Raw genomic sequence first — 21,971 nt, 5'->3', positions numbered from 1 at the left:
GGCGTCCACGCAGGCCATGGGCTGGACCGTCGACCATCTCGAAGATCGCGGCGTGGTGCGGGTGACGGCCGAAGGCCCCGCCGACCGGCTGCAGCTGCGCCAGCTGACCCGCGACGCGGTGATGGCCGGCCACCAGCACCGCTGCGCGCGCTTCCTGATCGACCACCGCCGCACCCGGCTGGTGCTGGGCACGGCGGAAATCTTCGACATGCCCAAGCGCGGCGAAGACGCCGGCTTCGGCGCCGACCTGCGCATCGCCATCCTGATCAGCCCGGATTCGCCCTCGCGCGCGGACTTCGAGTTCTACGCCATCCAGTGCGGCAACCTGGGCATCCACTTCCTGCGCCTGTTCTTCGACGAACAGAGCGCGCTGGACTGGGTCAGCCGCCACCCTGCCGCTTGAGCAGGATCAGCGCCGACGTGTCGGCGTCGGCTTCGCCCCGCTGCACCAGCTCGGAATAATCCGCCAGCGCCTGTTCGATGACCGGCGCGCGGATGCCGGCCGTGCGGGCCATGCCGTGCACGATGCGCAGGTCCTTGAGCAGGTGCCCGCACTTGAAGCCCGGCGTGAACTGGTTGCGCAGCAGGGTCGCGCCGCGTTTCTCCAGGAACCAGTTGCCGGCCGCGCCGGCCATCAGGGTCGGCAGCAGTTTGTCCGGGTCTAGGCCGAGCTTTTCGCCCAGGGCCAGGCCTTCGCACACGGCTTCGTTGATGCCGGCGACCAGCACCTGGTTCACCGCCTTGGTGGCCTGGCCCGAACCGGTGCCGCCCATGTGGGTGATGCGGGCCGCATAGGCCTCGAGCACCGGCCGCGCGATCTCGAGGTCGGCGGCGTCGCCCCCCACCATCACCGAAAGTTTTCCGTTGCGCGCGCCTTCGACGCCGCCGGAAACGGGCGCGTCGAGGAAGCCGATGCCCTGCGCGGCCAGCCGCGCCTGCGCGGCCTTCGCGGTCTCCACCGACACCGTGCTGTGGTCGACCACCACGCTGCCGGGCTTGAGCACGGCCGCCAGCGCCTCGACCTGCTGCAGCACGTCGGCATCCATGGACACGCACAGCGCGACCACCGTGCAGCCGGCGAAATCGGCATGCGTCGCCGCGGCGCGCACGCCCAGCTGCGCGGCCAGCGCGTCGGCCTTGTTGCGCGTGCGGTTGTCGATCACCGACAGCTGCCCGCGCGAGGCCAGGTGGCCGGCCATCGGCGCGCCCATCGCGCCCAGGCCGATGAAACCGGTGCTCATGCCTGGCCTCCCGACGCATGCTCTTCGTGCAGGTAGGTGTAGCCGGTCAGGCCGGTCTCGAGCGCCGCAAGCACCTTCGCGGCTTCGTCGGAACCCAGCGACGCGGCATCCACCTTGGCCCTGTACGCGGCGCGCAGCTCGGCCAGGTCGTAACCGACATAGTCGAGCATCACGTCGGTGGTGTCGCCCTTGCGCTGGCGCGTCACCGAATAGCCGCCCTGCGCGTCGAGCTGCACGTTGGCCGTGTCGGTGTCGCCGAACAGGTTGTGGATGTCGCCCAGGGTCTCCTGGTAGGCGCCGACCATGAAGATGCCCAGGCGGTAACTTTCGCCGGCGCGCGGCGAGTGCAGCGGCAGCGAGGAATCGAGCGCCTCGGATTCGACATAGGTGTCGATGCGGCCGTCGGAGTCGCAGGTCAGGTCGGCGATCACGCCGCGGCGGTCCGGCGCCTCGTCCAGGCGCGCGATCGGCACGATCGGAAAGACCTGGTCGATCGCCCACACGTCCGGGATCGACTCGAACACCGAGAAGTTGACGAAGTACTTGTCCACCAGGCGCTCGTTGAGCTCGTCCAGCGCGTCGCGGTGGCTGCGCTCCTCGCCGGTGAGGCGGGCGCGCACGGCGTGGGCGATGGCGTAGAACAGGTCGTCGAGCATCGCGCGCTGGTCGAGCGTGAGCTGGCCCAGCGAGTACAGCGCCTGGCCCTCGGCCAGGTGGTGCTGGGCCTCGTGGTAGAGCTCCAGCGCCGGGCGCTCGTCGAGCGCGGCGTGGATTTCGCGCAGGTGGCGCACCACGGCCGGCTCGTTGGCCGCCGCGCCGGGCACCGAACCTTCCGGCGCGCGCTCGACTTCGGACACGTTCACCACCATCACCGCGTGGTGCGCGGTCATGGCGCGGCCGGCTTCGGTGACCATGCGCGGCGGCGTCAGGCCGAACTCGGCGCAGGCTTCGGCCAGCGGCTGCAGCAGGGTGTGTGCGTACTGGTCCAGGCCGTAGTTGATCGAGCAGAAACCGCGCGAACGCGTGCCTTCGTAGTCCACGCCCAGCCCGCCGCCGGAGTCCATGAAGCGGATGTTCAGGCCCATTTTCGACAGCTCGACGAAATAACGCACCGCCTCGCGCATGCCGTTGGCGATGTCGCGCACGTTCGAGATCTGCGAGCCCATGTGGAAGTGCAGCAACTGCAGCGCGTCGAGCATGCCGGCCGCCTTCAGGCGCGCCACCAAGTCCAGCACCTGGCGCGGCGAGAGGCCGAACTTGGCCTTGTCGCCGCCGCTGTTCTGCCACTTGCCGGCGCCCAGCGAGGCCAGGCGCATGCGCACGCCCAGGCCCGGCTTCACGCCCAGCGCCTTCGCTTCCTCGATCACCATCGCCAGCTCGGACGGCTTCTCGATGACGATGAAGGTCTCCAGGCCGAGCTTGCGGCCAATGAGCGCAAGCCGGATGAATTCCCTGTCCTTGTAGCCATTGCAGATGACGAGGCTTCCCGGCTTCGCCAGCCCCAGCACCGCCATCAGCTCCGGCTTGGAACCCGCTTCCAGCCCAAACCCTTCGCCGCCCGCGGCCGCCAGCTCGCCGGCGACGCCGCGGTGCTGGTTGACCTTGATCGGGTACACGGCGGTGTAGCCGCCCCGGTAGTCCAGCTCGGCCATGGCGCGGCCGAAGGCGGCCTGCAGCTTGCCCAGGCGGTCGCCGAGGATGTCGGAGAAGCGCAGCAGCAGCGGCAGCTTCAGGCCGGCGTCGGTGGCCTGGCCGACCACGGCCGGCAGCGACAGCTTCGGGCCGTCGACGCCGCGCGGGCGCACCACCATATGGCCGGCGCCGTCCACGTCGAAATAACCCTCGCTCCAGTAGGGCACGGAGTAGGTGTGGCGGGCGCGGTCGAGGGACCAGGCGGGCATGGGCGGCGTTCCGGGGGTGGTTGGGGGGCGCATTGTACCCCCCGGGGGTGGCGGGTTCATGTTCGCCTGCCCCGGGTGGCTGGCGGGGGCGGAAATCTTCGTGAAAAGCGCGATCCGCTACAATGCGGCCCCGTCTACGAACCTATCTGGAAAAACGATGACTTCCTCTTCCTCGACGTGGTTGCACGAGAACTTCGAGCACACCGGCTCGGCCTTCGGCCTGCGCATGGCCCGCAAGCTCGACGAAGTGCAGTCGCCGTTCCAGAAGATCGAGATGTACGAGAGCACCGACTGGGGCAACGTCATGCTCATCGACGGCGCCATGATGGTGACCACGCGCGACAACTTCTTCTACCACGAGATGATGGCGCACGCGCCGCTGTTCACCCACGCCGATCCCAAGGACGTGGTGATCATCGGCGGCGGCGACTGCGGCACCCTGCGCGAAGTGCTGCGCCACGCCGGCGTACGCACCGCCGTGCAGTGCGACATCGACGAGCAGGTGACGCGCATGGCCGAGAAGTATTTCCCGGAACTGTGCGAGTCCAACAGCGATCCGCGCGCCACCGTGATGTTCGACGACGGCATCGCCTACATGAAGAATGCCGCGCCGGAATCCATCGACGTGATCATCGTCGACTCCACCGACCCGGTCGGCCCGGCCGAGGGCCTATTCAACAAGGCCTTCTACGAAACCTGCCTGCGCGCCCTGCGCCCGGGCGGCCTGCTGGTGCAGCAGAGCGAATCTCCGCTGGCCCTGATGCAGCTGATCCTGGACATGCGCCAGGCCATGACCGAGGCCGGTTTCGTCAGCTACCGCACCCTGCCCTTCCCGCAGCCGTGTTACCCGACCGGCTGGTGGAGCTGCACCATCGCCTCCAAGGAAAAGCGCGACCTCACGCAGTTCCGCAAGGCCGACGCCGCCGCCAAGGGCTTCGACACCCAGTACTACACCGCCGACGTGCACCAGGGCGCACTGGCCATGCCGCCGATCATGCAGAAGGCGCTGGGCGACTGACGCCACCGCAGATCCGCAGCCATAAGAAGGCCGGCGCCGTCGAGGCGCCGGCGGGTTTTTCGCTCATCACTGCTTTCGGAACTCGGACTATGACGCATCCTGGCTCAAAGTCGTGGACGTGGTGCCCTCGGCCCTCACACGCCAGCCTTCTATCGAAACGCTAGTCACAGGCGCGACCGTTGTGTCGACTTCTACTATCAGACGAAGCGTCGAGCTGCAGCCAGGAACCGCGTCGTCATGCTCGTAGGGCCGGCTGTGGTCGAGGAAGGAAATGCGTAGTCGGCCGCCCTGCTGCAATACACGGACTTCCTCGGTGGGAATCCATTCGCCATAACCCACCAAGCACTGGCTGACGCGCAGACCACCGCCGGCAAGGCGCTCAACAACGATGGCGTCGTCCTGCGTGTACGGTTCGCACTCGCCAAGCTTGACCCTGGCCTCGATCGGGTACTTTGGTTCGAACGGCAGCGCCTCCGGTGCCGGTGGCGAAACCGCTGGCGGTGGAATGATGTCACGCGCACCGACGGAGCCTGTCGACATCGCGCCAGCAAACAGCGCGACAAAAAACCGGCTCCGCCGGCGCATGCGGGCAATCACAGCGCGTCGCCGTCCAGCTCGCCCGTGCGGATGCGCAGCACCTTCTCCAGCTCGTAGACGAAGATCTTGCCGTCACCGATCTTGCCGGTGTTGGCCGCCGACTGGATCGCCTCGACCACGCGCTCGACCTGGTCGGTGGTGACCGCGACCTCGAGCTTGATCTTGGGCAGGAAGTCGACCACGTACTCGGCGCCGCGGTAGAGCTCCGTGTGGCCCTTCTGCCGGCCGAAGCCCTTGACCTCGGTGACGGTGACGCCGGTGACGCCGACTTCGCTCAGCGCTTCGCGGACGTCGTCGAGCTTGAATGGCTTGATGATGGCCATGACCATTTTCATTTAATTAGCTCCCTGGTCCTCAAAGGTTGTAGCCGCGTTCGTTGTGCAGGGCGATGTCGAGGCCTTCGCTTTCGGCTTCCTCGCTGACCCGCAGGCCGATCGTCCACTGGATGGCCTTGAGTATGACAAGCGTCGCGACGGCCGTGTAGGCGATGGTGAAGCCCACGCCCTTCACCTGCACCCAGACCTGGGCTCCGATGTCGGTGACCGTGCCGAAGCCGCCCAGGGCCGGCGCCGCGAACACGCCGGTCAGGATCGCGCCGACGATGCCGCCGATGGCGTGCACGCCGAACACGTCCAGCGAGTCGTCGTAACCCAGCGACCGTTTGATGCTGGTCGAGAACACGAAGCAGACCAGGCCGGCGGAGGCGCCGATGGCCAGCGCGCCGATCGGGCCGGCCGTGCCCGAGGCCGGGGTGATCGCCACCAGGCCGGCGACCGCGCCCGAGACGATGCCCAGCACGCTGGCTTTCTTGTGGATCACCCATTCGGCGAACATCCAGGTCAGGGCCGCGGCCGCGGTGGCCACCTGGGTGACCAGCATGGCCATGCCCGCGGTGCCGTTGGCCGCCACCGCCGACCCGGCGTTGAAGCCGAACCAGCCCACCCACAGCAGGCTGGCGCCGATCACGGTGTAGCCCAGGTTGTGCGGCGGCATCGCCACCGTCGGGTAGCCCTTGCGCTTGCCCAGCACCAGGGCCGCCACCAGGCCGGCGATGCCGGCATTGATGTGCACCACGGTGCCGCCGGCGAAGTCGAGCACGCCCCAGTCCCACATCAGGCCGCCGTCGCCGCTCCAGACCATGTGCGCGATGGGTGCGTACACGAGGGTGAACCACAGGGCCATGAACACCAGCAGGGCCGAGAACTTCATGCGCTCGGCGAAGGCGCCGACGATCAGGGCCGGGGTGATGATGGCGAAGGTCATCTGGAAGGTGGCGAACACGCTTTCCGGGATGGCGTAGGAAAGACTGTCCGTGCCCAGCCCGGCCAGCCAGGCCTTGCCGAAGCCACCGACGAAGGAGTTGAAGTTCACCACCCCCTTCTCCATGCCGGTGGTGTCGAACACCAGGCTGTAGCCGTAGGCCACCCACAGCACCGTGATCAGGGCGGTGATGGCGAAACACTGGATCAGCACCGACAGCACGTTCTTGGACCGGACCATGCCGGCGTAGAACAGGGCCAGGCCCGGGAGGGTCATCATCAGCACGAGGAGCGTGGCCACGATCATCCAGGCGGTGTCGCCGGTATTGAGCACCGGGGGCGCGGCCAGGGCAGGGAGTGGAGTCAGCAGGGCGAGGATGCCCAGATGTCGCAGGAACTTTACGGAAACCATAAGGGACTGCCTCCTGACGCTGAGGGAAGGGGTACTCGGGGGAGAGCGACTGAACCATGACCCACCGATGACGGATTGATTGCTCACCGGAGTCGTGGTCTATTTGTGGGCCCACGCCGGCCGATGCTGCTTCCGGCGTTTTCCTACCGCCCGCTGGCGGAATCTCCCCTGCCTTCGACGCCGCATCCGGCGCATCGTGGGGGCGCCCACCGGAGCCCCATCCCATGATCGACCTCAAGAACCTCGACGACCTCGCCCGCAAGTTGTCCGATCTCGTGCCCCCGGGCCTGAAGGACGCGCGCGCCGACCTGGAGCAGAACTTCAAGGCCACCCTGCAGGCCGGCCTGGGCAAGCTCGACCTGGTCACGCGCGAGGAGTTCGAAGTGCAGCGCGCGGTACTGCTGCGCACCCGCGAGAAGCTCGACGCCATGGAGCGCGCGATCACCGTGCTCGAGGCGCGGCTGGCCGAACCCGGCGCGTCGAAGAACTAAACCGCACGGCACCCCGAAGCCATGAACCTGGCGCTGGCGCACAGCCGCGCCCGGGTCGGCGTGTTTGCGCCCGCCGTCCGGGTCGAGGTGCACCTGGGTGGCGGCCTGCCCAACTTCACCCTGGTCGGGCTGCCGGCCACCGCCGTGCGCGAAAGCCGCGAGCGTGTGCGTTCGGCCCTGGCCAACGCCCAGTTCGAGTTCCCGCAGCGGCGCATCACCGTCAATCTGGCGCCGGCCGATCTGCCCAAGGAGGGCGGACGCTACGACCTGGCCATCGCCCTGGGCATCCTCGCCGCCAGCGGCCAGCTGCCGGTGCAGGCCCTGGCCGACGTCGAGGTGCTGGGCGAACTGGCGCTCACCGGCGAACTCAAGCCGGTGGACGGCGTGCTGCCGGCTGCGCTCGCGGCCGCGCGCGAAGGCCGCCGTCTGATCGTGCCGGCGGCCAACGGCGCCGAGGCGGCGCTGGCCGCCGGCGGCCGCGCCTGGACCGCCCGCACCCTGCTCGAGGTCTGCGGTTTCCTGCAGGACACCCATCCGCTGCCGCGCGCCGAACGCCCGGCCCTGGCCGAGGCGCCGCGCTACCCCGACCTGGCCGATGTGCGCGGGCAGGCCGCCGCCCGGCGCGCGCTGGAAATCGCCGCCGCCGGCGGCCACCACCTGCTGCTGATCGGGCCGCCGGGCTGCGGCAAGACCCTGCTCGCTGCGCGGCTGCCCGGCCTGCTGCCCGACCCCGACGAAGCCCAGGCGCTGGAAACCGCCGCCGTGCATTCGGTCAGCCGGCAAGGCATCGACCTGGCGCAGTGGCGCCGCCGGCCCTTCCGCGCGCCGCACCACCTCGCCAGCGCGGTCGCGATCACCGGCGGCGGCGGCGACCCGCGCCCGGGCGAGATCTCGCTGGCGCACAACGGCGTGCTGTTCCTCGACGAGCTCGCCGAATGGTCGCGGCACACCCTGGACATGCTGCGCCAGCCGCTGGAGTCGGGCGTGGTGACGGTGTCGCGGGCGGCACGCCAGGCGGAATTCCCGGCGCGTTTCCAGCTGGTCGCGGCGATGAACCCCTGCCCCTGCGGCTGGGCTGGCGATCCGTCCGGCCGCTGCCGCTGCAGCGAAGACGTGGTGCAGCGCTACCGCGGCAAACTCTCCGGCCCGCTGCTCGACCGCATCGACCTGCAGCTGGCGGTGCCGCGCCTGCCCGCGATGGACCTGCGCCCCGACGCACCGCGCGGCGAAGCCACGGCCACGGTGCGCGGGCGCGTGCTGGCCGCGCGCGAACGCCAGCAGGCGCGCGCGGGCACCGTGAACGCACAGCTGTCGCAGGCGCAGACCGAACGGCACTGCCGGCTGGCGCCCCGCGACCAGCAGCTGCTGGAGCAGGCGATGGAATCGCTGCAGCTCTCGGCCCGCGCCATGCACCGCATCCTGCGCGTGGCCCGCAGCATCGCCGACCTCGATGCGTCCGACCCCATCCTCACCCCGCACCTGGCCGAAGCCATCGGCTACCGCCTGCTCGACCGCGGCCCGGCGCCCGGCCGAAGCTGAGGCGCACGGCCTGGGACTGATTACCCGGCCCTGCGCCGCATTGCGCTAGCCTGTGCCCGGAGGTACCGCCCATGACTGCGACGACGACCACCGGAAGCTGCCTCTGCGGCGACCTGCGCTTCCAAGCGCAGCTCCCCAGCAAATGGGTCGCGCACTGCCACTGCTCGATGTGCCGTCGCGCCCACGGCGCGCCGCTGGTGACCTGGGTGGGTTTCAAGTCCGAAGCGGTTCGTTTCGACGACTCCCAGTCGCGGCTGCACTGGTACGAATCCTCGCCCGGCGCCGGACGCGGCTTCTGCAGCCGCTGCGGCACCACGCTGTTCTTCCGCTCCGAACGCTGGCCCGGCGAGCTGCACATCGTGCGCAGCAACTTCGACGGCCCGCTCGACCGCGAACCGCAGGTGCACGTCTCCTACGACGACCACGTGCCCTGGCTGCAGGTCGGCGACGACGGCCTCAAGCGCGTGGGCGGACTCGGCGGCTGACTCAGCCCGCGTTCGCCGGCCGGACCGGCTCGAACACCTCCAGCTCCATCGTGCGGACCTCGCCCGAACGGGCACCGAAGCCGACGATCGCGATCGGCCCCTCGCGCAACGCCGGCAGCGCCAGCGCTTCCTCCACCGCGCGGTCGTTGATCGCCGCGGTGACGAAACAGCCCAGCCCCCGCTCGGTGGCCGACAGGTACATGGTCTGCGACAGGTGCCCGACGTCCAGGTGCACCACCCGCCAGGCCTTGGTGTGTCGCCGGTACTTCCAGAACAGCCGGTCGAAGCGCGCCGTCATCACCACCATCACCGGCGCGTTGTTGAACCAGTCCTGGCCCGCGACGAAACGGTGCGCCCAGCTCGCGGCGTCTTCCGCCGTCAGCGTGCGCAGCGGCTCAAGCGCGTGCTCCATCGCCAGGTAGTGGTAGATCCCGGGGGCCAGGCCCTCGACCCGCTGCACCAGCACATAGGCCTCGACCGCATGCAGGCCGCCGCCGGCCGGGCTGTTCTTCTTCACCGCCACCGCGCCGGGCGCGAGTTCACGGGTGCCGATCGCGCCCCAGACCCGCCGCATCATCGTCGCGAAGTCGGTGCGGCCCAGCACCGCCGCACCGTCGAAGTTCCGGCAAGTCCGCCGTGCCGCGAGCAGTTCGTCGAAGTCGCTGCGGGCCGGCGCGGCCAGCGCGACCGGCTCGGCTGCGGGCGACCGCCGGTACGCCGGCTCCGGCGCGGCCCCGAAAGCGTCGACCATCTGCTGGCTGCTCAGCATCAGTCCGCTCTGGTTGCGCGCCTGGATGTCCACGTCGCCCCAGCCGCCGTGGGCATGGGCGATCAAGGCCGGCGGCCACCAGGCGATGTCGCGGGCCGCCTGGTCGCGGGCGACCGCCTCCGCATCGCTGTCGGGGATCAGCAGGCCGGCCGCCAGCAGGGCGGCGACGACGTCCGCAGCCTGGCCGCGCTCCAGATCCTCCCTTGCAACCCAGTCGTCCCGGGAGACCGTCTGCAGCAGGGCCAGCGCCTCCAGCCCGATCGTCGCCGGCTCCGTCAGGTGCGGCGCATAGGCCCGCCAGCGCGGGCTGCGGTCCAAGCCGTCGCCGCCCGAAAGCAGGGTCGAGAACTCGAAGCGCGGCTCCTGGTCCAGCTCGACCATCAGGTGGGTGCAGCGGCGCAGGCGCATGGCGGAGGCTCGGCAGAGGGGCTGGTGACAGTGCCAGCCCAGCGGTTTATCTTGCAAGCGCGCCGCCAAGCGCCTATCGAGGATCCGCCATGTCGTTTTCGCTACCCGAACCGATCGCGCTCGACCTGCTGCACAAGCTGGGCAATGACGACGCCTTCCGCGACCGCTTCGCTGCCGACGCGCGTGCCGCACTGGCGGAGCTCGGTTTCGCGGCAGCCGCGGATGCGGGCGTGACGGCGGGAATCTGGAAGTGCCTGTCGGTCGACACCCTGGCCAGCAAGGAATCGGTGCGCAGCAGCCACGCCGCGTTGTTCCGCCAGATCACCGCCGAACGCGCCGGCCATTCGCCGATCACCCTCGAGATCAATCCTGCCGCCGGCAAACGCGTCGCCTGAACCCAGGCCCGCGACACACCGCGATCACCGGCCGCCGGGGAGCGCCGGGGCAAAGGTCGCGCCTTTTCAACTTTTCGGCGCGATGCGCCAACACCAGGGGAATGCACCATGTCCAACCAGCTTTCCGAAGAAACCGTCGATGCATTGCTCGACAAGCTCGCCAGCGACGACGATTTCCGCGACAGTTTCCAGAAGAATCCGCGTCGCGCGTTGGCGTCGCTAGGCCATGGGCCTTCGGCGGACGCGAAGGTCGAAAGCGGCGCCTGGAGCTGCATGACCGTCTCCCGGCTCGCCAGCAAGGACAGCATCAAGGCCAGCCGCGACACTCTGCGCAAGCAGCTGCTGTCGGCCCAGGCCGCCGCCCACCCGATCTCGCTGGAAACCAGCCGGTCCTGATCAGTGCCTGCCCGCCCTTAGCCTGAGGATCTGGCGCACCTGGCGGGAGTCGGGCCAGGCTGCGCCGAATTCGTTCCGGCGCCGTTGGGCCAGCTCCGGCTTGCCCAGCGCGTCGGCATAACGCGACGCCGCCTCCAGCGCGAGGTTCGCCTCGATCAGGTTCGCGGCCTGCCAGACGTGGTCGGCGTTGTATTCGACGAACGCCCGTCCGCGCTGCGTCAGCAGCCACTCGGCGTCGCGGAGCGCGCTTTCCTGGTCTCCCGAAGCCTCGAACGCGCGCATCCGCACCGCCCGCACGAAATACAGCTCGCGCCCGTCGTCGACCAGCGGCGTGAGCCTGGCGAGCGCAGCGGCGGGTCGGCCCTCCGCCAGGTCCAGCTCGGCCTGCAGCGCCGCCGCCATGCCCACGTTGGCGGGATAGGCGCTCTTCCCCGCCTGCGGCAGCTCCGCCAGGATCTGTCGCGCCAGCGCCAGGTCACCGCTGTAGGCGGCCATCCATCCGGCCGCCAACAGGTTGAATTCGAGATGGCGGCGGTCCTGAAGCGTGGCCGATGCCAACGGTCCGGACAACACCCGCTGGTACGCCCGCAGGTCGGCTGCGAACCCCGGGTCCTTCGCATAGGCGCGCAGCGACAGCTCCACGCCCTGATGCGTCCACTGCGCGCGCGAAGCCAGCGTTCGCGACTTCCCCACGAGCTCCCGCGCCGCATCCAGGGCGTCGGGGATCCGGCCACGGTCCACGTTGAAGGACACCCGGGCGAGCTGCTGCCCGATGTCGATGTCGTCGAAACCGGTGGGCGTCTGCGACCGCAGCACGCGGTCCGCGTCGCTGTAGCGGCGCTGCACCGCAAAGGCTTCGGCGTGGTTGCGCTTGAACCCACCGACGCCGAGCGAGTCGGCGCGCTGGAAGGCAGCCAGCGCCGCATCGGTATCTCCCGCCGCCAGCAGCGCATTGCCCAGCAGGTAGGCCGCCGAGGCCTGCATCGGGTTCTGCGGGACGATGGCCGGCGCCAGGTAGTCGGCCGCCTCCCGGTAGCGCTGGGCGTCCTGGACGCCGAAGTAGGCGAAGTTGTAATAGGCGCGGTATTCGTCCGGGTACATCGCCGCCAGCACCTTGAGCTTGCTCATCGCGGCGTCCGGGCCTTTCAGGACCTCGGCGGCGGCATCCAGGAACAGCGCCTCGCGCTCGCTGAGGTTCCCGCGGTGCTCCTGCGCCTTGGCCAGCAGGCGTTCCGTCTCCGGCCCGTCGCCGGCCGAGTAGCGCATGAAGGCCATGCGCAGGTAGGCCATCGCGAACTCCGGATCGCGCTTGACGGCCTGCTCGAACAGCGACCACGCGTCGGGATAGCGCGACGCCCACAGCGCCTTGAGGCCCAGAGAGAACGCGCGCAGCGCCTCCAGGTCGCCGGTGGTGACCTGCTCCAGCGGCCGGCTGGTGTTTTCGACGCTGGCCATGGCCTCGCCCAGCCTGCCGCGCACGTTGGCCATCGCCACGTCCATCGCCGGAAGCACCCCGTCGGCGCCGCGGCCATCGGCGCTTTCGCTGTAGACGGTGACGCCGCTGTTGGGATCGATCACCTCCAGGCTCACCCGCACCACGCCGCCGACTTCGGCGACGGTGGGCAGGATCACGGCCTTCGCGCCTTCGCGCAGCGCCAGTTCGGTGGCGAGCTGGCGGTCCACCGGCTGGCCCTGGCGCTGCATGCGCTCGAGCGCTCGGTCGATCTGCAGCTCCGATACCAGGTTCACGTGCCGCGACTGCTCCAGGCCGATGCGCAGGGCGACGTCCAGCGCGTCGTCGAACACCGGCTCGTCGGTGCGGTTCTGCAGGTCGGCCACCACCACCCAGTCGCGTTCGGCGAAGGCGATGGCGGGCGGACTGCGCAGCGTGGTCCAGAACACCGCCGTGCCCAGCACGCCGACCAGCAGCAGCTCCAGTGCCAGCACCGGCGGCCGCCGCCACAGCGGCACTTCCCGCCAGGCCTTGGCGCCCGAGGTCGGGGCGCGCAGCGGCGACAGGCCGGGTTCGCCGACTTCGTGCACCAGCATCGGCGCGGGCACGCCCTTGAAGCTGTAGCGGCCGTGCAGCAACCAGCGCAGGTTCGCGCCGGCATCGCCCAGCTCCCCGACCGCGCGCTGGGCCAGGTTCTGGGCCATGCCCGACATCAGGATCTGGCCCGGCAGCGCCAGGTTCATCAGGCGCGCGGCGACCGGCTTGGCCAGGCCCTCGACCTCGAAGGCCTTGGCGCCCGCCAGCACGTCCTTGGGTTCGTTCGCCCACATCATCACGTCGCCGACGTGGATGCCGATGCGGGCCCTGAGCTCGAGTTTCTCGCTGGCGCCCAGTTCGCGCAGGCCGCGCTGGTAGCGCAGGGCGAAATCCAGGGCCTGGATCGGCCGCTCGAACAGGGCCAGCACGCCGTCGGCCTTGTCGATCAGCTGGCCATGGCAGAAGGCCATGGCCTCTCGCAGCAGCCGGTCGTGCTTCTGCAGCAGCGCGACCACGCGCACATCGCCCAGGCGTTCGACCAGGGCGGTGGATTCGACGATGTCGCACAGCAGGACCGTGCGCAGGACCGGAGTCACGGCGGCAGCGTGGGCATTCATCGGGCGGAGCTCGGGCGCATCCATTCAGGAAACTCGGAACCTTCTTCCCGGGGTGAACGCAGGCCCCCTCCGGTCGCGGCCACCCGGGTCAGCGGGCCAGCCGCCAGTGGTCGCCGCCCTGGCGCTTGGCTTCGTACAGGGAGCGGTCGGCTTGGCTGTACCAGTTCGACCAGCCGCCCGGGTCCTCGCAGAAGGCGCCGCCGATGCTCACCGACAGGCGGTGCTCGCGCAGGCTGGGCAGGCGCAGGCTGCGCACGGCGCTCATCAGGCCCAGAGCGCGGTTGGCCAGCTCGCCGTCGTCGCTCACCCGCAGCACCAGGGCGAATTCGTCGCCGCCCAGCCGGCAGGGCAGTTCCAGCGGGCCGGCCAGGCGCCGCACTTCCTCGGCGACCGCGCGCAGGGCGGCGTCGCCGGCCAGATGGCCGCTGCGGTCGTTGATCAGCTTGAAGTGGTCGATGTCGACCAGCAGCAGGGCCAGCTTGAGGTCGTTCAGGTTCTGCCGGCCCAGTTCGTCCAGGAACCGGTACAGGCCGCGGCGGTTGGCCAGGCCGGTCAGGTCGTCGGTGCGCACCAGCTGCTGGGCGACGGTGAGTTCGGTGCGGGTCTGGCGCAGGGTGTCGAGCGTCTGCATCAGGTCTTCGTTGCGGCGCTTGAGGTGCTGCACCAGCTGGTGCTCGCCGGCGACCAGGTAGGCGAAGCTGCGCTGCATGAAGCGCGCAACCTGGGCCGGCTCGCGTTCGATCACGCCCTGGAAAGCGGCCTGGGTGATTTCGTAGAGCACGCCCGGCGTCTCGGCCACGGCGCGCGCGAAGCGCTGGTGCCGGCCGATGAAGACCGCGAGTTCGCCGAAGTACTGGCCCGGGCCGAGCAGCTTGTCGGCCAGGCCGTCGTCGAAGCTCAGGCGGATTTCGCCCGTGTCGATAAGGAACATGCTCTGCGCGGCCTCGCCGCGCCGGAACAGCTCTTCCCCCGGCAGCACCGCCCGGCTGACGCCGGCCGCGGCCAGCACCCGGAACTCTTCCGTAGACAGTTGGGTCGGCAGGCGGTCCGCACCGGCCGTCGGGTCGGCGACGGCAGGGGAGCCGGGCAAGTCGGTCGGGTTCACGGGGTGCTCGGACAGGGAAGCTGCCCGAGTGTATCCAAGCTGACGGGCTGGGGACAGCGATGCCCGTCAAGGAATCCAGCGTCCCCGGCCGGCCCCCCGCAGGGCCGGCCGGGGACGTGGATTCCCCAACTCAGGCGGCGACGGCCTTGGCCTCGCCGTGGAACTGCTCTTCTTCGGTCGAGCCCTTGAGCGCCGTGGTCGAGCTCTGGCCGCCCTGGATGGCCTGGGTGACCGAATCGAAATAGCCGGTGCCGACCTCGCGCTGGTGCTTGACCGCGGTGAAGCCCAGTTCGGCCGCGGCGAACTCCTTCTCCTGCAGCTCGACGAAGGCGCTCATCTGGCTGCGGGCGTAGCCGTGCGCCAGGTGGAACATCGAGTAGTTGAGCGAGTGGAAGCCGGCCAGGGTGATGAACTGGAACTTGTAGCCCATCGCGCCGAGCTCCTTCTGGAACTTCGCGATCGTGGCGTCGTCGAGGTTCTTCTTCCAGTTGAAGGACGGCGAGCAGTTGTAGGCCAGCAGCTTGCCAGGGAACTTGGCGTGGATGGCTTCGGCGAACTTCTTCGCGAAGGCCAGGTCCGGCTTGCCGGTCTCGCACCAGACCAGGTCGGCGTAGGGCGCGTAGGCCAGGCCGCGGCTGATCGCCTGGTCGATGCCCGGGCGGGTCTTGTAGAAACCTTCGACGGTGCGCTCGCCGGTGCAGAACGGCTTGTCGTTGTCGTCGATGTCGGAGGTGATGAGGTCGGCGGCTTCGGCGTCGGTGCGCGCGACCAGGAGGGTCGGCACGTTCATGGTGTCGGCGGCCAGGCGCGCGGCGATGAGTTTCTGCACGGCCTCCTGGGTCGGCACCAGCACCTTGCCGCCCATGTGGCCGCACTTCTTCACGCTGGCCAGCTGGTCCTCGAAGTGCACGCCGGCGGCGCCGGCCTCGATCATCGCCTTCATCAGCTCGAAGGCGTTGAGCACGCCGCCGAAACCGGCCTCGGCGTCGGCGACGATCGGCTGCAGGAAGTCGATGCTGTCGTTGCCTTCGGCGTGGTGCAGCTGGTCGGCGCGCAGCAGGGTGTTGTTGATGCGCTTGACCACCAGCGGCACCGAGTTGGCCGGGTACAGCGACTGGTCGGGATACATCTCGCCGGCCACGTTCGCGTCGGCCGCGACCTGCCAGCCGGAGAGATAGATCGCGTTGAGGCCGGCCTTCACCTGCTGCATGGCCTGGTTGCCGGTGAGCGCGCCGAGCGCGTTCACGAAGGGCTTCTCGCCCAGGTACTTCCAGAGCTTCTCGGCGCCCAGGCGCGCGAGCGAGTGTTCGACCGCGACGGTGCCGCGCAGGCGCACGACTTCTTCGGCGGAATAGCCGCGCTGGATGCCGGCCCAGCGCGGGTCGGTGGCCCAGGTCTTCTTCAGCTGTTCGGCGGTGGGGAGGGTCGTGGTCATCGCGGCGGTCCTTTCAATGTGACGTGGGGTTTTTTGCGCCCTCTTCCCTTGCGGGAGACGGCTGGGGAGAGGGCTGGCTTTCAGAGCCGCTCGTAGGCCGGCAGGGTCAGGAACTCGGCCAGTTCCTCGGCGTGCGTCAGCTGATCGAGCAGCGCGATCGCCTCGTTGATCTTCGAGCCGCCCGGCAGCTTCATGCGGTCGGCCAGCTTCGAGGGCAGCGACATCAGCGAACGGTCGAACAGCGAGAAGTCCACCGGCGTGCCGTCGTCCAGGTGCAGATGGCCGTGGTGCAGCCAGGTCCAGAGCTGGGCGCGGCCGATCTCGGCGGTGGCGGCGTCTTCCATCAGCCAGTGGATCGGCACGCAGCCCTGGCCCTCGAGCCAGGCGGCGAGGTAGCGCACGCAGACCTCGACGTTGTTGTCGAAACCCTTGCGGGTGATCGTGCCGATGCTCGGGCGGATCAGTGCGTCGCGGTCGGCGGCCACGTCCTCGCGGCGCACGGCCTGCTGGTGCGGGCCGGGCATCGCCTGGTCGAACACCTCGCGCGCGACCGGAATCAGGGCCGGGTGCGCCACCCAGGTGCCGTCGTGGCCGGCGCCGGCTTCGCGCTGCTTGTCGGCGCGCACGCGCGCCAGGGCCTCTTCGTTGGCGATCGGGTCGCCGGCGATCGGGATCTGCGCCGCCATGCCGCCCATCGCGTGCGCGCCGCGGCGGTGGCAGGTCTGGATCAGTAGTTCGGAATAGGCCTTGAGGAAGGGCTGGGTCATGCCGACCTGGCTGCGCTCGGGCAGCACGCGATCGCGGTGCCGGCGGAAGGTCTTGAGGTAGGAAAAGATGTAGTCCCAGCGGCCGCAGTTGAGGCCGGCGATGCGGCCGCGCAGCGCGTGCAGGATCTCGTGCATCTCGAACACGGCCGGCAGGGTCTCGATCAGCACCGTCACCTTCATCGCGCCTTCGGGCAGGCCCAGGCGGGTTTCGATGAAGGCCAGAACCTCGTCCCAGAGCGCGGCTTCTTCCATCGCCTGCAGCTTGGGCAGGTAGAAGTACGGGCCGCGGCCCTTGGCCTGCAGCGCCGCGGCGTTGTGGAAGGCGAACAGGCCCAAGTCGAACAGGCTGCCGCTGAGGCGCTGGCCGTCGACCAGCACGTGTTTTTCGTCCAGATGCCAGCCGCGCGGGCGCACGATCAGCACCGTCTTCGAGGCCGGGTCGAGCACGTAGTGCTTGCTGCCGTCCGGCGCCATCCAGTCCAGGCTGCCGGCCACGGCCTTGCGCAGCGCGCGCTGGCCGGTGAGCAGGTTCTCCCAGGTCGGGCAGGTCGAATCCTCGAAGTCGGCCATGTAGCAGCTGGCGCCGGAATTCAGGGCGTTGATGACCATCTTCGGGTCGACCGGGCCGGTGATCTCGACGCGGCGGTCGAGCAGGGCCTCGGGCAGCGGGGCCACGGTCCAGTCGCCCTCGCGGATCGCCCGGGTGTCGGCGCGGAAGTCCGGCAGCTCGCCGGCGTCGAAGCGGGCCTGGCGCTGCCGGCGCGCGGCCAGCCGGGCCTGGCGCTTGGCCTCGAAGGCGCGGTGCAGGTCGATCAGGAAGCCCAGGGCGGCCGGGGTCAGCAGGTCTTCCTGGCCGGCGAGCCGGGGGCCGGTCAATTCGATGGGGTTCAGGATGCGCGCCGCGTCGCCAGCCATGGGATCTGCTCCGTTGTTTCGGAGCTCGACCGTAGGCCTCGCCAACAGGCTTTGACAAACCAAATGTTTTGATAGTTATTATGAGCGTAGCTTATACATCATGAGGAACAGGGGCTTATGTCCAGCTCCACGGCCCGCTTTTACTACAAGGGCGACCGGCTCAAGCCGCTTCGGGCCTTCTGCCAGGTCGCGCGGCTGGGTTCGGTGTCGCGGGCGGCCGAGGCCCTGTTCCTAAGCCAGCCGGCCGTGACCCTGCAGCTGCAGGCCCTGGAACGGGAACTGGGCCACCCCCTGTTCGAGCGCATCGGCCGGCGTTTCAGCCTGACCCGCGAGGGCCAGGTGCTCTACGACCTGGCCCGGCCCCTGGTCGAGGGCCTGGACGGGCTGGATGGCGAGTTCCGCGGCCGGCTCAAGGGCCTGCAGGCCGGCGAACTGCACGTCGCGGCCGGCAGCTCGACCATCCTCTACCTGCTGCCGGCCCTGGTGCAGGCCTTCCGGGCCCAGCATCCGGAGGTGCAGCTGGTGCTGCACAACGTCACCGGCAAGGACGGCCTGGGCCTGCTGCGCGCCGACGGCGTCGACCTGGCAGTCGGCTCCATGCTCGACGTGCCCACCGACCTGGCCTACGCCCCGGTCTATTCCTTCGACCCGATGCTGATCTGCCCGCCGGACCACCCGCTGGCCAGCAAGCCCGACCTCAAGCTCGAGGACCTCTCGCCCTACGGCCTGATCCTTCCGCCGCGGCGCCTGACGACCTACCGGCTGGTGGACCTGGTGTTCCAGCAGCGGCGCGTGCCCTACACGGTGGCGCTGGAGGTCGGCGGCTGGGAGGTGATCAAGCAGTACGTCGCGATGGGCCTGGGCATCAGCATCGTCACCGCGATCTGCCTGACCGAGGCCGACCGCACCCGCCTGGTGGCGCGCAGCCTGGCCGACTATTTCCCGCCGCGCAGTTACGGCGTGGTGATGCGCAAGGGCAAATACCTCAGCCCGCAGGCGCGCGCCTTCATCGACCTGATCAAGCCGGGGCTGTTCGAGCGCCGCGACTATTTCGACTCGGGGCCGTCGGAGCGTTAGTCGGTGCCGCGATTCTTGCCCAGGTAGGGCCGGTAGATGGCGCGGATGCGCGCCATGTCCGCGACCGGGTCGTCGCTGAGTTCCACCAGGGGGCCGAGCCCGATGGTCTTGTCGGGATAGTGGAACCAGGCGCAGTAGACCGGCACGCCGGCGCGGCGGGCAATCTTCCAGAAGCCGGTCTTCCAGTGTTCGACGCGCTTGCGGGTGCCCTCGGGCGCCAGCACGAACCACATGCGTCCGGCCGCACGGATCTCGCTTGCGGTCTGGTCGACGATGCCGCCGGGCGCGCTGCGGTCCACGGGATGGCCGCCGAACTTGCGCAGCAGCCAGCCCAGCGGGCCCCGGAACAGTTCGGCCTTGGCGATGAAGGTGATGTCCACGCCCATGGCCAGCTTCGCGGCCAGGCCCCAGACGGCGTCCCAGCCCGAGGAGTGCGGCGCCGCGATCACCACCAGGCGCGGCAGGTCCGGCCAGTCGCCAGCGATGGTCCAGCCGCCCAGGCGCAGCACGCTGCGGCCGAGCCAGCGCGTGAAGCGGCTGCCGGTGCGCGGGGCCTGCGGCGGCAGGGTCGGGATGCGGGTCATTCGCGGTCCCAGGCGCTGGCGCTGCGCTGGCGTTTCACCGTCGCGCGTTCGCGCTTGGCGCCGAGACGACGCTCCTTCGCGCCCTTGGACGGCTTGGTCGCGACCCGCTTCTTCGGCGCCACCAGCACGGCGGCGATCAGGGCGGCCAGGCGCTCGCGCGCGTCCTCGCGGTTGCGGTCCTGGGTGCGGAAGCGCTGGGCGCTGAGCACCAGCACGCCCTCGTCGGTGAGCCGGCGGTCGCGCCGGGCCAGCAGACGCAGCCGCACCGGCTCGGGCAACGAGGGCGAATGGAGCACATCGAAGCGCAGCTCGACGGCCGTGGCCACCTTGTTCACGTTCTGCCCGCCCGGACCGCTGGAGCGCACGAAACGCTCGACCAGTTCGTCGTCGGGGATGGCCAGGGAGGGGGAGATCCGGAGCATGGGCGGATGATAGCGGGGGGTGGGTTCAAAAATCAGGAAGTAGAGGGGAGGAAGTAGGAAGTAGAGAGAAGCAAGGGCCGGCCCTGATCAGCTTTCCTCTACTTCCTACTTCCTCCTCTCTACTTCCTCGCTCCCCCCCCGGGCCCGGTAGAATCCGCCCCCTCATGTCCGGTCTCAATACTCCCCAGAAGGAAGCGGTCGCCTACACCGGCGGACCCCTGCTCGTGCTCGCCGGCGCGGGCAGCGGCAAGACCAAGGTGATCACCGAGAAGATCGCCCACCTGGTCGCCAGCGGCCGGCACGAGGCCCGGCACATCGCGGCCATCACCTTCACCAACAAGGCCGCGCGCGAGATGCGCGAGCGCGTGGCCAAGCGCGTGAAGGGCGACGACGCCGAGAACCTCACCATCTCGACCTTCCACTCGCTGGGCCTGCGTTTCCTGCAGATCGAGCACGAGCGCGCCAACCTGCGCCGCGGTTTCTCGATCTTCGATTCCGACGACCAGATGGCGATCATCAAGGACCTGGCCACGCCGGGCCTGAAGAACGACGCGCTGTACTCGCTGCACAACCTGATCAGCGCCGCAAAGAACAACGCGCTGTCGCCCGAGCAGGCCGCGGAAGCGGCGCGTTCGGCGCGCGAACGCGAAGCCGCCGGCATCTACGCGCGTTACCAGGCGCGGCTGCAGGCCTTCAACGCGGTCGATTTCGACGACCTGATCCGGCTGCCGCTGACCCTGCTGGAAGCCGACCCGGGCCTCGCCGCGGGCTGGCGCGAGCGCATCCGCTACCTGCTGGTGGACGAATGCCAGGACACCAATGGCGCGCAGTACCGCCTGCTCAAGCAGCTGGCCGGCCCCAAGGGCCACATGACCTGCGTCGGCGACGACGACCAGAGCATCTACGCCTGGCGCGGCGCCCAGCCCGAAAACCTCGACCAGCTGGCCAACGACTACCCGAACCTGAAGGTCATCAAGCTCGAGCAGAACTACCGCTGCACCGGCCGCATCCTGCGCTGCGCGAACACGCTGATCGCGAAGAACCCGCACGCCCACCTCAAGCAGCTCTGGAGCCAGCACGGCGACGGCGAACCGGTGCGCGTCTGGCAGTGCCGCAACAATGAACACGAGGCCGAACGCGTCGCCGCCGAGATCCACTACCTGCACCAGGCCAAGGAAATCCCCTGGGGCGAGTTCGCCATCCTGTTCCGCGGCAATCACCAGTCGCGGCCACTGGAGAAGGCGCTGCAGCTGCTGCGCATTCCCTACCACCTCACCGGCGGCACGAAGTTCCTGGACCGCGCCGAGGTGAAGGACGCGCTGTGCTGGCTGCAGGTGCTGGCCAATCCCGACAACGACGCCGCCTTCCTGCGCGCGATCGCCGCGCCCAAGCGCGAGGTCGGCGCGACCACGCTGGAGAAACTGGCGGCGATGGCGCAGACCGCCGGCCTGCCGATGTCGGTGGCCGCGGGCCAGATCGGCTTCCTGAAGCAGCTGACGCCGCGCGCGGCCGCCGGCCTGGAGGAGTTCACCCGCATCGTCGAGCGCCTGCGCGACGTCGCCGAAAAGGTGACGCCGGCCGAACTGGTGCCGATGCTGGCCGAACAGAGCGGCCTGCTGGCCATGGTGCGCAGCCAGTGCAAGGACGAGGCCTCGTTCCAGCGCCGCAAGGCCAATATCGACGAACTCGCGTCGTGGTTCGAGGGCGCGCGCGGCGGCGGCCCGGGCGAGCTGGCCGCGCAGTTGGCTCTGCTGTCGAACGCGGACCGCGGCGAACCCGGCAATGCCGTGCGGCTGATGAGCCTGCACGCGGCCAAGGGCCTGGAATTCAAGGTCGTGTTCGTGGTCGGCTGCGAGGACGGCAACCTGCCGCACGAGGCCAGCCTCGAGGAGAACCGGCTCGAGGAAGAGCGCCGCCTGATGTACGTGGGCATCACCCGCGCCAAGGAACGCCTGTACCTGGCGCACAGCGCCGAGATCAAGCGCTGGGGCGCGGTCGAACACCTGCTGCCGAGCCGGTTCCTTGATGAACTGCCGGCGGGCGACCTGCTGCGCGACGGCAGCGATCCCGAGCGCGAGACCGCGGAGAAGAAGCAGCGCGGCCGCGCCCACATGGACGCGATCGCCGCCCTCTTCGGCACCGACTGAA

21 protein-coding genes are annotated in these 21,971 nt (G+C 69.6%); 9 read left to right on the top strand and 12 right to left on the bottom strand.

Features of this window, described 5'->3' with window-relative positions; translation table 11 throughout:
* Positions 1-16 precede the first annotated feature (16 nt).
* Positions 17-403: a hypothetical protein gene (locus E1B00_RS15345; protein WP_139450423.1), complete on the top strand. Its 387-nt coding sequence runs from the start codon at positions 17-19 to the stop codon at positions 401-403.
* On the opposite strand, the gene E1B00_RS15340 is transcribed toward E1B00_RS15345, so the two are convergent.
* Positions 381-1,241, bottom strand: coding sequence for an NAD(P)-dependent oxidoreductase (locus E1B00_RS15340; protein WP_139450419.1), 861 nt, complete (start codon positions 1,239-1,241; stop codon positions 381-383). The genes E1B00_RS15345 and E1B00_RS15340 overlap by 23 nt on opposite strands.
* On the bottom strand, positions 1,238-3,142 hold the full coding sequence (gene speA, locus E1B00_RS15335) for an arginine decarboxylase (RefSeq protein ID WP_139450417.1): 1,905 nt from the start codon (positions 3,140-3,142) through the stop codon (positions 1,238-1,240). The genes E1B00_RS15340 and speA overlap by 4 nt, the downstream gene beginning before the upstream one ends.
* Before the next feature lie 157 nt (positions 3,143-3,299).
* On the opposite strand from speA, the gene speE reads away from it, so the two are divergent.
* Entirely contained in the window at positions 3,300-4,160 is an 861-nt protein-coding gene (gene speE, locus E1B00_RS15330; RefSeq protein WP_139450415.1) for a polyamine aminopropyltransferase, read from the top strand.
* A gap of 87 nt (positions 4,161-4,247) precedes the next feature.
* Here speE and E1B00_RS15325 read toward each other — a convergent pair whose 3' ends face one another.
* Genes E1B00_RS15325 through E1B00_RS15315 form a run of 3 tightly spaced genes read right to left on the bottom strand, consistent with a single transcriptional unit; the run spans position 4,248 to position 6,428 of the window.
* Complete coding sequence (locus E1B00_RS15325; protein WP_139450414.1) at positions 4,248-4,757, bottom strand: hypothetical protein; 510 nt, start codon at positions 4,755-4,757, stop codon at positions 4,248-4,250.
* Entirely contained in the window at positions 4,754-5,092 is a 339-nt protein-coding gene (locus E1B00_RS15320) for a P-II family nitrogen regulator (protein WP_139450412.1), read from the bottom strand. The genes E1B00_RS15325 and E1B00_RS15320 overlap by 4 nt, the downstream gene beginning before the upstream one ends.
* Before the next feature lie 19 nt (positions 5,093-5,111).
* Complete coding sequence (locus E1B00_RS15315) at positions 5,112-6,428, bottom strand: ammonium transporter (protein WP_139450409.1); 1,317 nt, start codon at positions 6,426-6,428, stop codon at positions 5,112-5,114.
* Between the two features lie 224 nt (positions 6,429-6,652).
* On the opposite strand from E1B00_RS15315, the gene ubiK reads away from it, so the two are divergent.
* From ubiK to E1B00_RS15300, 3 genes are all read left to right on the top strand, one after another.
* Positions 6,653-6,919 (top strand): ubiquinone biosynthesis accessory factor UbiK, encoded by a 267-nt coding sequence (gene ubiK, locus E1B00_RS15310; RefSeq protein ID WP_139450407.1) that lies wholly within the window; start codon positions 6,653-6,655, stop codon positions 6,917-6,919.
* Between the two features lie 21 nt (positions 6,920-6,940).
* Complete coding sequence (locus E1B00_RS15305) at positions 6,941-8,458, top strand: YifB family Mg chelatase-like AAA ATPase (protein ID WP_139450405.1); 1,518 nt, start codon at positions 6,941-6,943, stop codon at positions 8,456-8,458.
* Positions 8,459-8,529: 71 nt separating this feature from the next.
* Positions 8,530-8,943 (top strand): GFA family protein, encoded by a 414-nt coding sequence (locus E1B00_RS15300; protein WP_139450403.1) that lies wholly within the window; start codon positions 8,530-8,532, stop codon positions 8,941-8,943.
* A gap of 1 nt (position 8,944) precedes the next feature.
* On the opposite strand, the gene E1B00_RS15295 is transcribed toward E1B00_RS15300, so the two are convergent.
* Entirely contained in the window at positions 8,945-10,120 is a 1,176-nt protein-coding gene (locus E1B00_RS15295; RefSeq protein ID WP_139450401.1) for a putative peptide maturation dehydrogenase, read from the bottom strand.
* A gap of 89 nt (positions 10,121-10,209) precedes the next feature.
* Here E1B00_RS15295 and E1B00_RS15290 point away from each other — a divergent pair, with 89 nt between their 5' ends.
* Positions 10,210-10,515 (top strand): NHLP-related RiPP peptide, encoded by a 306-nt coding sequence (locus E1B00_RS15290; protein WP_139450399.1) that lies wholly within the window; start codon positions 10,210-10,212, stop codon positions 10,513-10,515.
* A 108-nt stretch (positions 10,516-10,623) separates the two neighbouring features.
* The gene (locus E1B00_RS15285) at positions 10,624-10,911 is read left to right on the top strand and encodes an NHLP-related RiPP peptide (protein ID WP_139450397.1); all 288 of its coding nucleotides are present in this window, start codon (positions 10,624-10,626) and stop codon (positions 10,909-10,911) included.
* Here the strand turns inward: E1B00_RS15285 and E1B00_RS15280 are convergent, their stop codons facing one another.
* The 4 genes from E1B00_RS15280 to aceB all read right to left on the bottom strand — a co-directional run bounded on the left by E1B00_RS15280 (position 10,912) and on the right by aceB (position 17,740).
* The gene (locus E1B00_RS15280) at positions 10,912-13,518 is read right to left on the bottom strand and encodes a putative peptide modification system cyclase (protein ID WP_220396308.1); all 2,607 of its coding nucleotides are present in this window, start codon (positions 13,516-13,518) and stop codon (positions 10,912-10,914) included.
* Positions 13,519-13,606: 88 nt separating this feature from the next.
* The gene (locus E1B00_RS15275) at positions 13,607-14,623 is read right to left on the bottom strand and encodes a GGDEF domain-containing protein (protein ID WP_139450394.1); all 1,017 of its coding nucleotides are present in this window, start codon (positions 14,621-14,623) and stop codon (positions 13,607-13,609) included.
* A 130-nt stretch (positions 14,624-14,753) separates the two neighbouring features.
* Complete coding sequence (gene aceA, locus E1B00_RS15270) at positions 14,754-16,058, bottom strand: isocitrate lyase (protein WP_139450392.1); 1,305 nt, start codon at positions 16,056-16,058, stop codon at positions 14,754-14,756.
* A gap of 80 nt (positions 16,059-16,138) precedes the next feature.
* Complete coding sequence (gene aceB / locus E1B00_RS15265; RefSeq protein WP_139450391.1) at positions 16,139-17,740, bottom strand: malate synthase A; 1,602 nt, start codon at positions 17,738-17,740, stop codon at positions 16,139-16,141.
* 117 nt (positions 17,741-17,857) lie between these two features.
* On the opposite strand from aceB, the gene E1B00_RS15260 reads away from it, so the two are divergent.
* Positions 17,858-18,817, top strand: coding sequence for a LysR family transcriptional regulator (locus E1B00_RS15260; protein WP_139450389.1), 960 nt, complete (start codon positions 17,858-17,860; stop codon positions 18,815-18,817).
* Here the strand turns inward: E1B00_RS15260 and E1B00_RS15255 are convergent.
* On the bottom strand, positions 18,814-19,401 hold the full coding sequence (locus E1B00_RS15255; protein WP_139450387.1) for a 1-acyl-sn-glycerol-3-phosphate acyltransferase: 588 nt from the start codon (positions 19,399-19,401) through the stop codon (positions 18,814-18,816). The genes E1B00_RS15260 and E1B00_RS15255 overlap by 4 nt on opposite strands.
* Positions 19,398-19,823, bottom strand: coding sequence for an alternative ribosome rescue aminoacyl-tRNA hydrolase ArfB (gene arfB, locus E1B00_RS15250; protein WP_139450385.1), 426 nt, complete (start codon positions 19,821-19,823; stop codon positions 19,398-19,400). The genes E1B00_RS15255 and arfB overlap by 4 nt, the downstream gene beginning before the upstream one ends.
* Positions 19,824-19,987: 164 nt before the next feature.
* On the opposite strand from arfB, the gene E1B00_RS15245 reads away from it, so the two are divergent.
* Complete coding sequence (locus E1B00_RS15245; RefSeq protein WP_139450383.1) at positions 19,988-21,970, top strand: UvrD-helicase domain-containing protein; 1,983 nt, start codon at positions 19,988-19,990, stop codon at positions 21,968-21,970.
* Position 21,971: the final 1 nt, after the last annotated feature.

The sequence above is a fragment of the Arenimonas terrae genome (genome assembly GCF_006265115.1).
Taxonomy (GTDB): domain Bacteria; phylum Pseudomonadota; class Gammaproteobacteria; order Xanthomonadales; family Xanthomonadaceae; genus Arenimonas; species Arenimonas terrae.
The sequence above is the reverse complement of the archived record's forward strand: the minus strand, read 5'-3'. Positions and strand labels throughout refer to the sequence as shown.

Bases quoted from the DNA above. Each gene is read 5' to 3' on its own strand.
- E1B00_RS15345 (WP_139450423.1), top strand. From the start codon at position 17: ATGGGCTGGACCGTCGACCATCTCGAAGATCGCGGCGTGGTGCGGGTG.
- E1B00_RS15340 (WP_139450419.1), bottom strand. From the start codon at position 1,241: ATGAGCACCGGTTTCATCGGCCTGGGCGCGATGGGCGCGCCGATGGCC.
- speA (WP_139450417.1), bottom strand. From the start codon at position 3,142: ATGCCCGCCTGGTCCCTCGACCGCGCCCGCCACACCTACTCCGTGCCC.
- speE (WP_139450415.1), top strand. From the start codon at position 3,300: ATGACTTCCTCTTCCTCGACGTGGTTGCACGAGAACTTCGAGCACACC.
- E1B00_RS15320 (WP_139450412.1), bottom strand. From the start codon at position 5,092: ATGAAAATGGTCATGGCCATCATCAAGCCATTCAAGCTCGACGACGTC.
- E1B00_RS15315 (WP_139450409.1), bottom strand. From the start codon at position 6,428: ATGGTTTCCGTAAAGTTCCTGCGACATCTGGGCATCCTCGCCCTGCTG.
- ubiK (WP_139450407.1), top strand. From the start codon at position 6,653: ATGATCGACCTCAAGAACCTCGACGACCTCGCCCGCAAGTTGTCCGAT.
- E1B00_RS15305 (WP_139450405.1), top strand. From the start codon at position 6,941: ATGAACCTGGCGCTGGCGCACAGCCGCGCCCGGGTCGGCGTGTTTGCG.
- E1B00_RS15300 (WP_139450403.1), top strand. From the start codon at position 8,530: ATGACTGCGACGACGACCACCGGAAGCTGCCTCTGCGGCGACCTGCGC.
- E1B00_RS15295 (WP_139450401.1), bottom strand. From the start codon at position 10,120: ATGCGCCTGCGCCGCTGCACCCACCTGATGGTCGAGCTGGACCAGGAG.
- E1B00_RS15290 (WP_139450399.1), top strand. From the start codon at position 10,210: ATGTCGTTTTCGCTACCCGAACCGATCGCGCTCGACCTGCTGCACAAG.
- E1B00_RS15285 (WP_139450397.1), top strand. From the start codon at position 10,624: ATGTCCAACCAGCTTTCCGAAGAAACCGTCGATGCATTGCTCGACAAG.
- E1B00_RS15280 (WP_220396308.1), bottom strand. From the start codon at position 13,518: ATGAATGCCCACGCTGCCGCCGTGACTCCGGTCCTGCGCACGGTCCTG.
- aceA (WP_139450392.1), bottom strand. From the start codon at position 16,058: ATGACCACGACCCTCCCCACCGCCGAACAGCTGAAGAAGACCTGGGCC.
- aceB (WP_139450391.1), bottom strand. From the start codon at position 17,740: ATGGCTGGCGACGCGGCGCGCATCCTGAACCCCATCGAATTGACCGGC.
- E1B00_RS15260 (WP_139450389.1), top strand. From the start codon at position 17,858: ATGTCCAGCTCCACGGCCCGCTTTTACTACAAGGGCGACCGGCTCAAG.
- E1B00_RS15255 (WP_139450387.1), bottom strand. From the start codon at position 19,401: ATGACCCGCATCCCGACCCTGCCGCCGCAGGCCCCGCGCACCGGCAGC.
- arfB (WP_139450385.1), bottom strand. From the start codon at position 19,823: ATGCTCCGGATCTCCCCCTCCCTGGCCATCCCCGACGACGAACTGGTC.
- E1B00_RS15245 (WP_139450383.1), top strand. From the start codon at position 19,988: ATGTCCGGTCTCAATACTCCCCAGAAGGAAGCGGTCGCCTACACCGGC.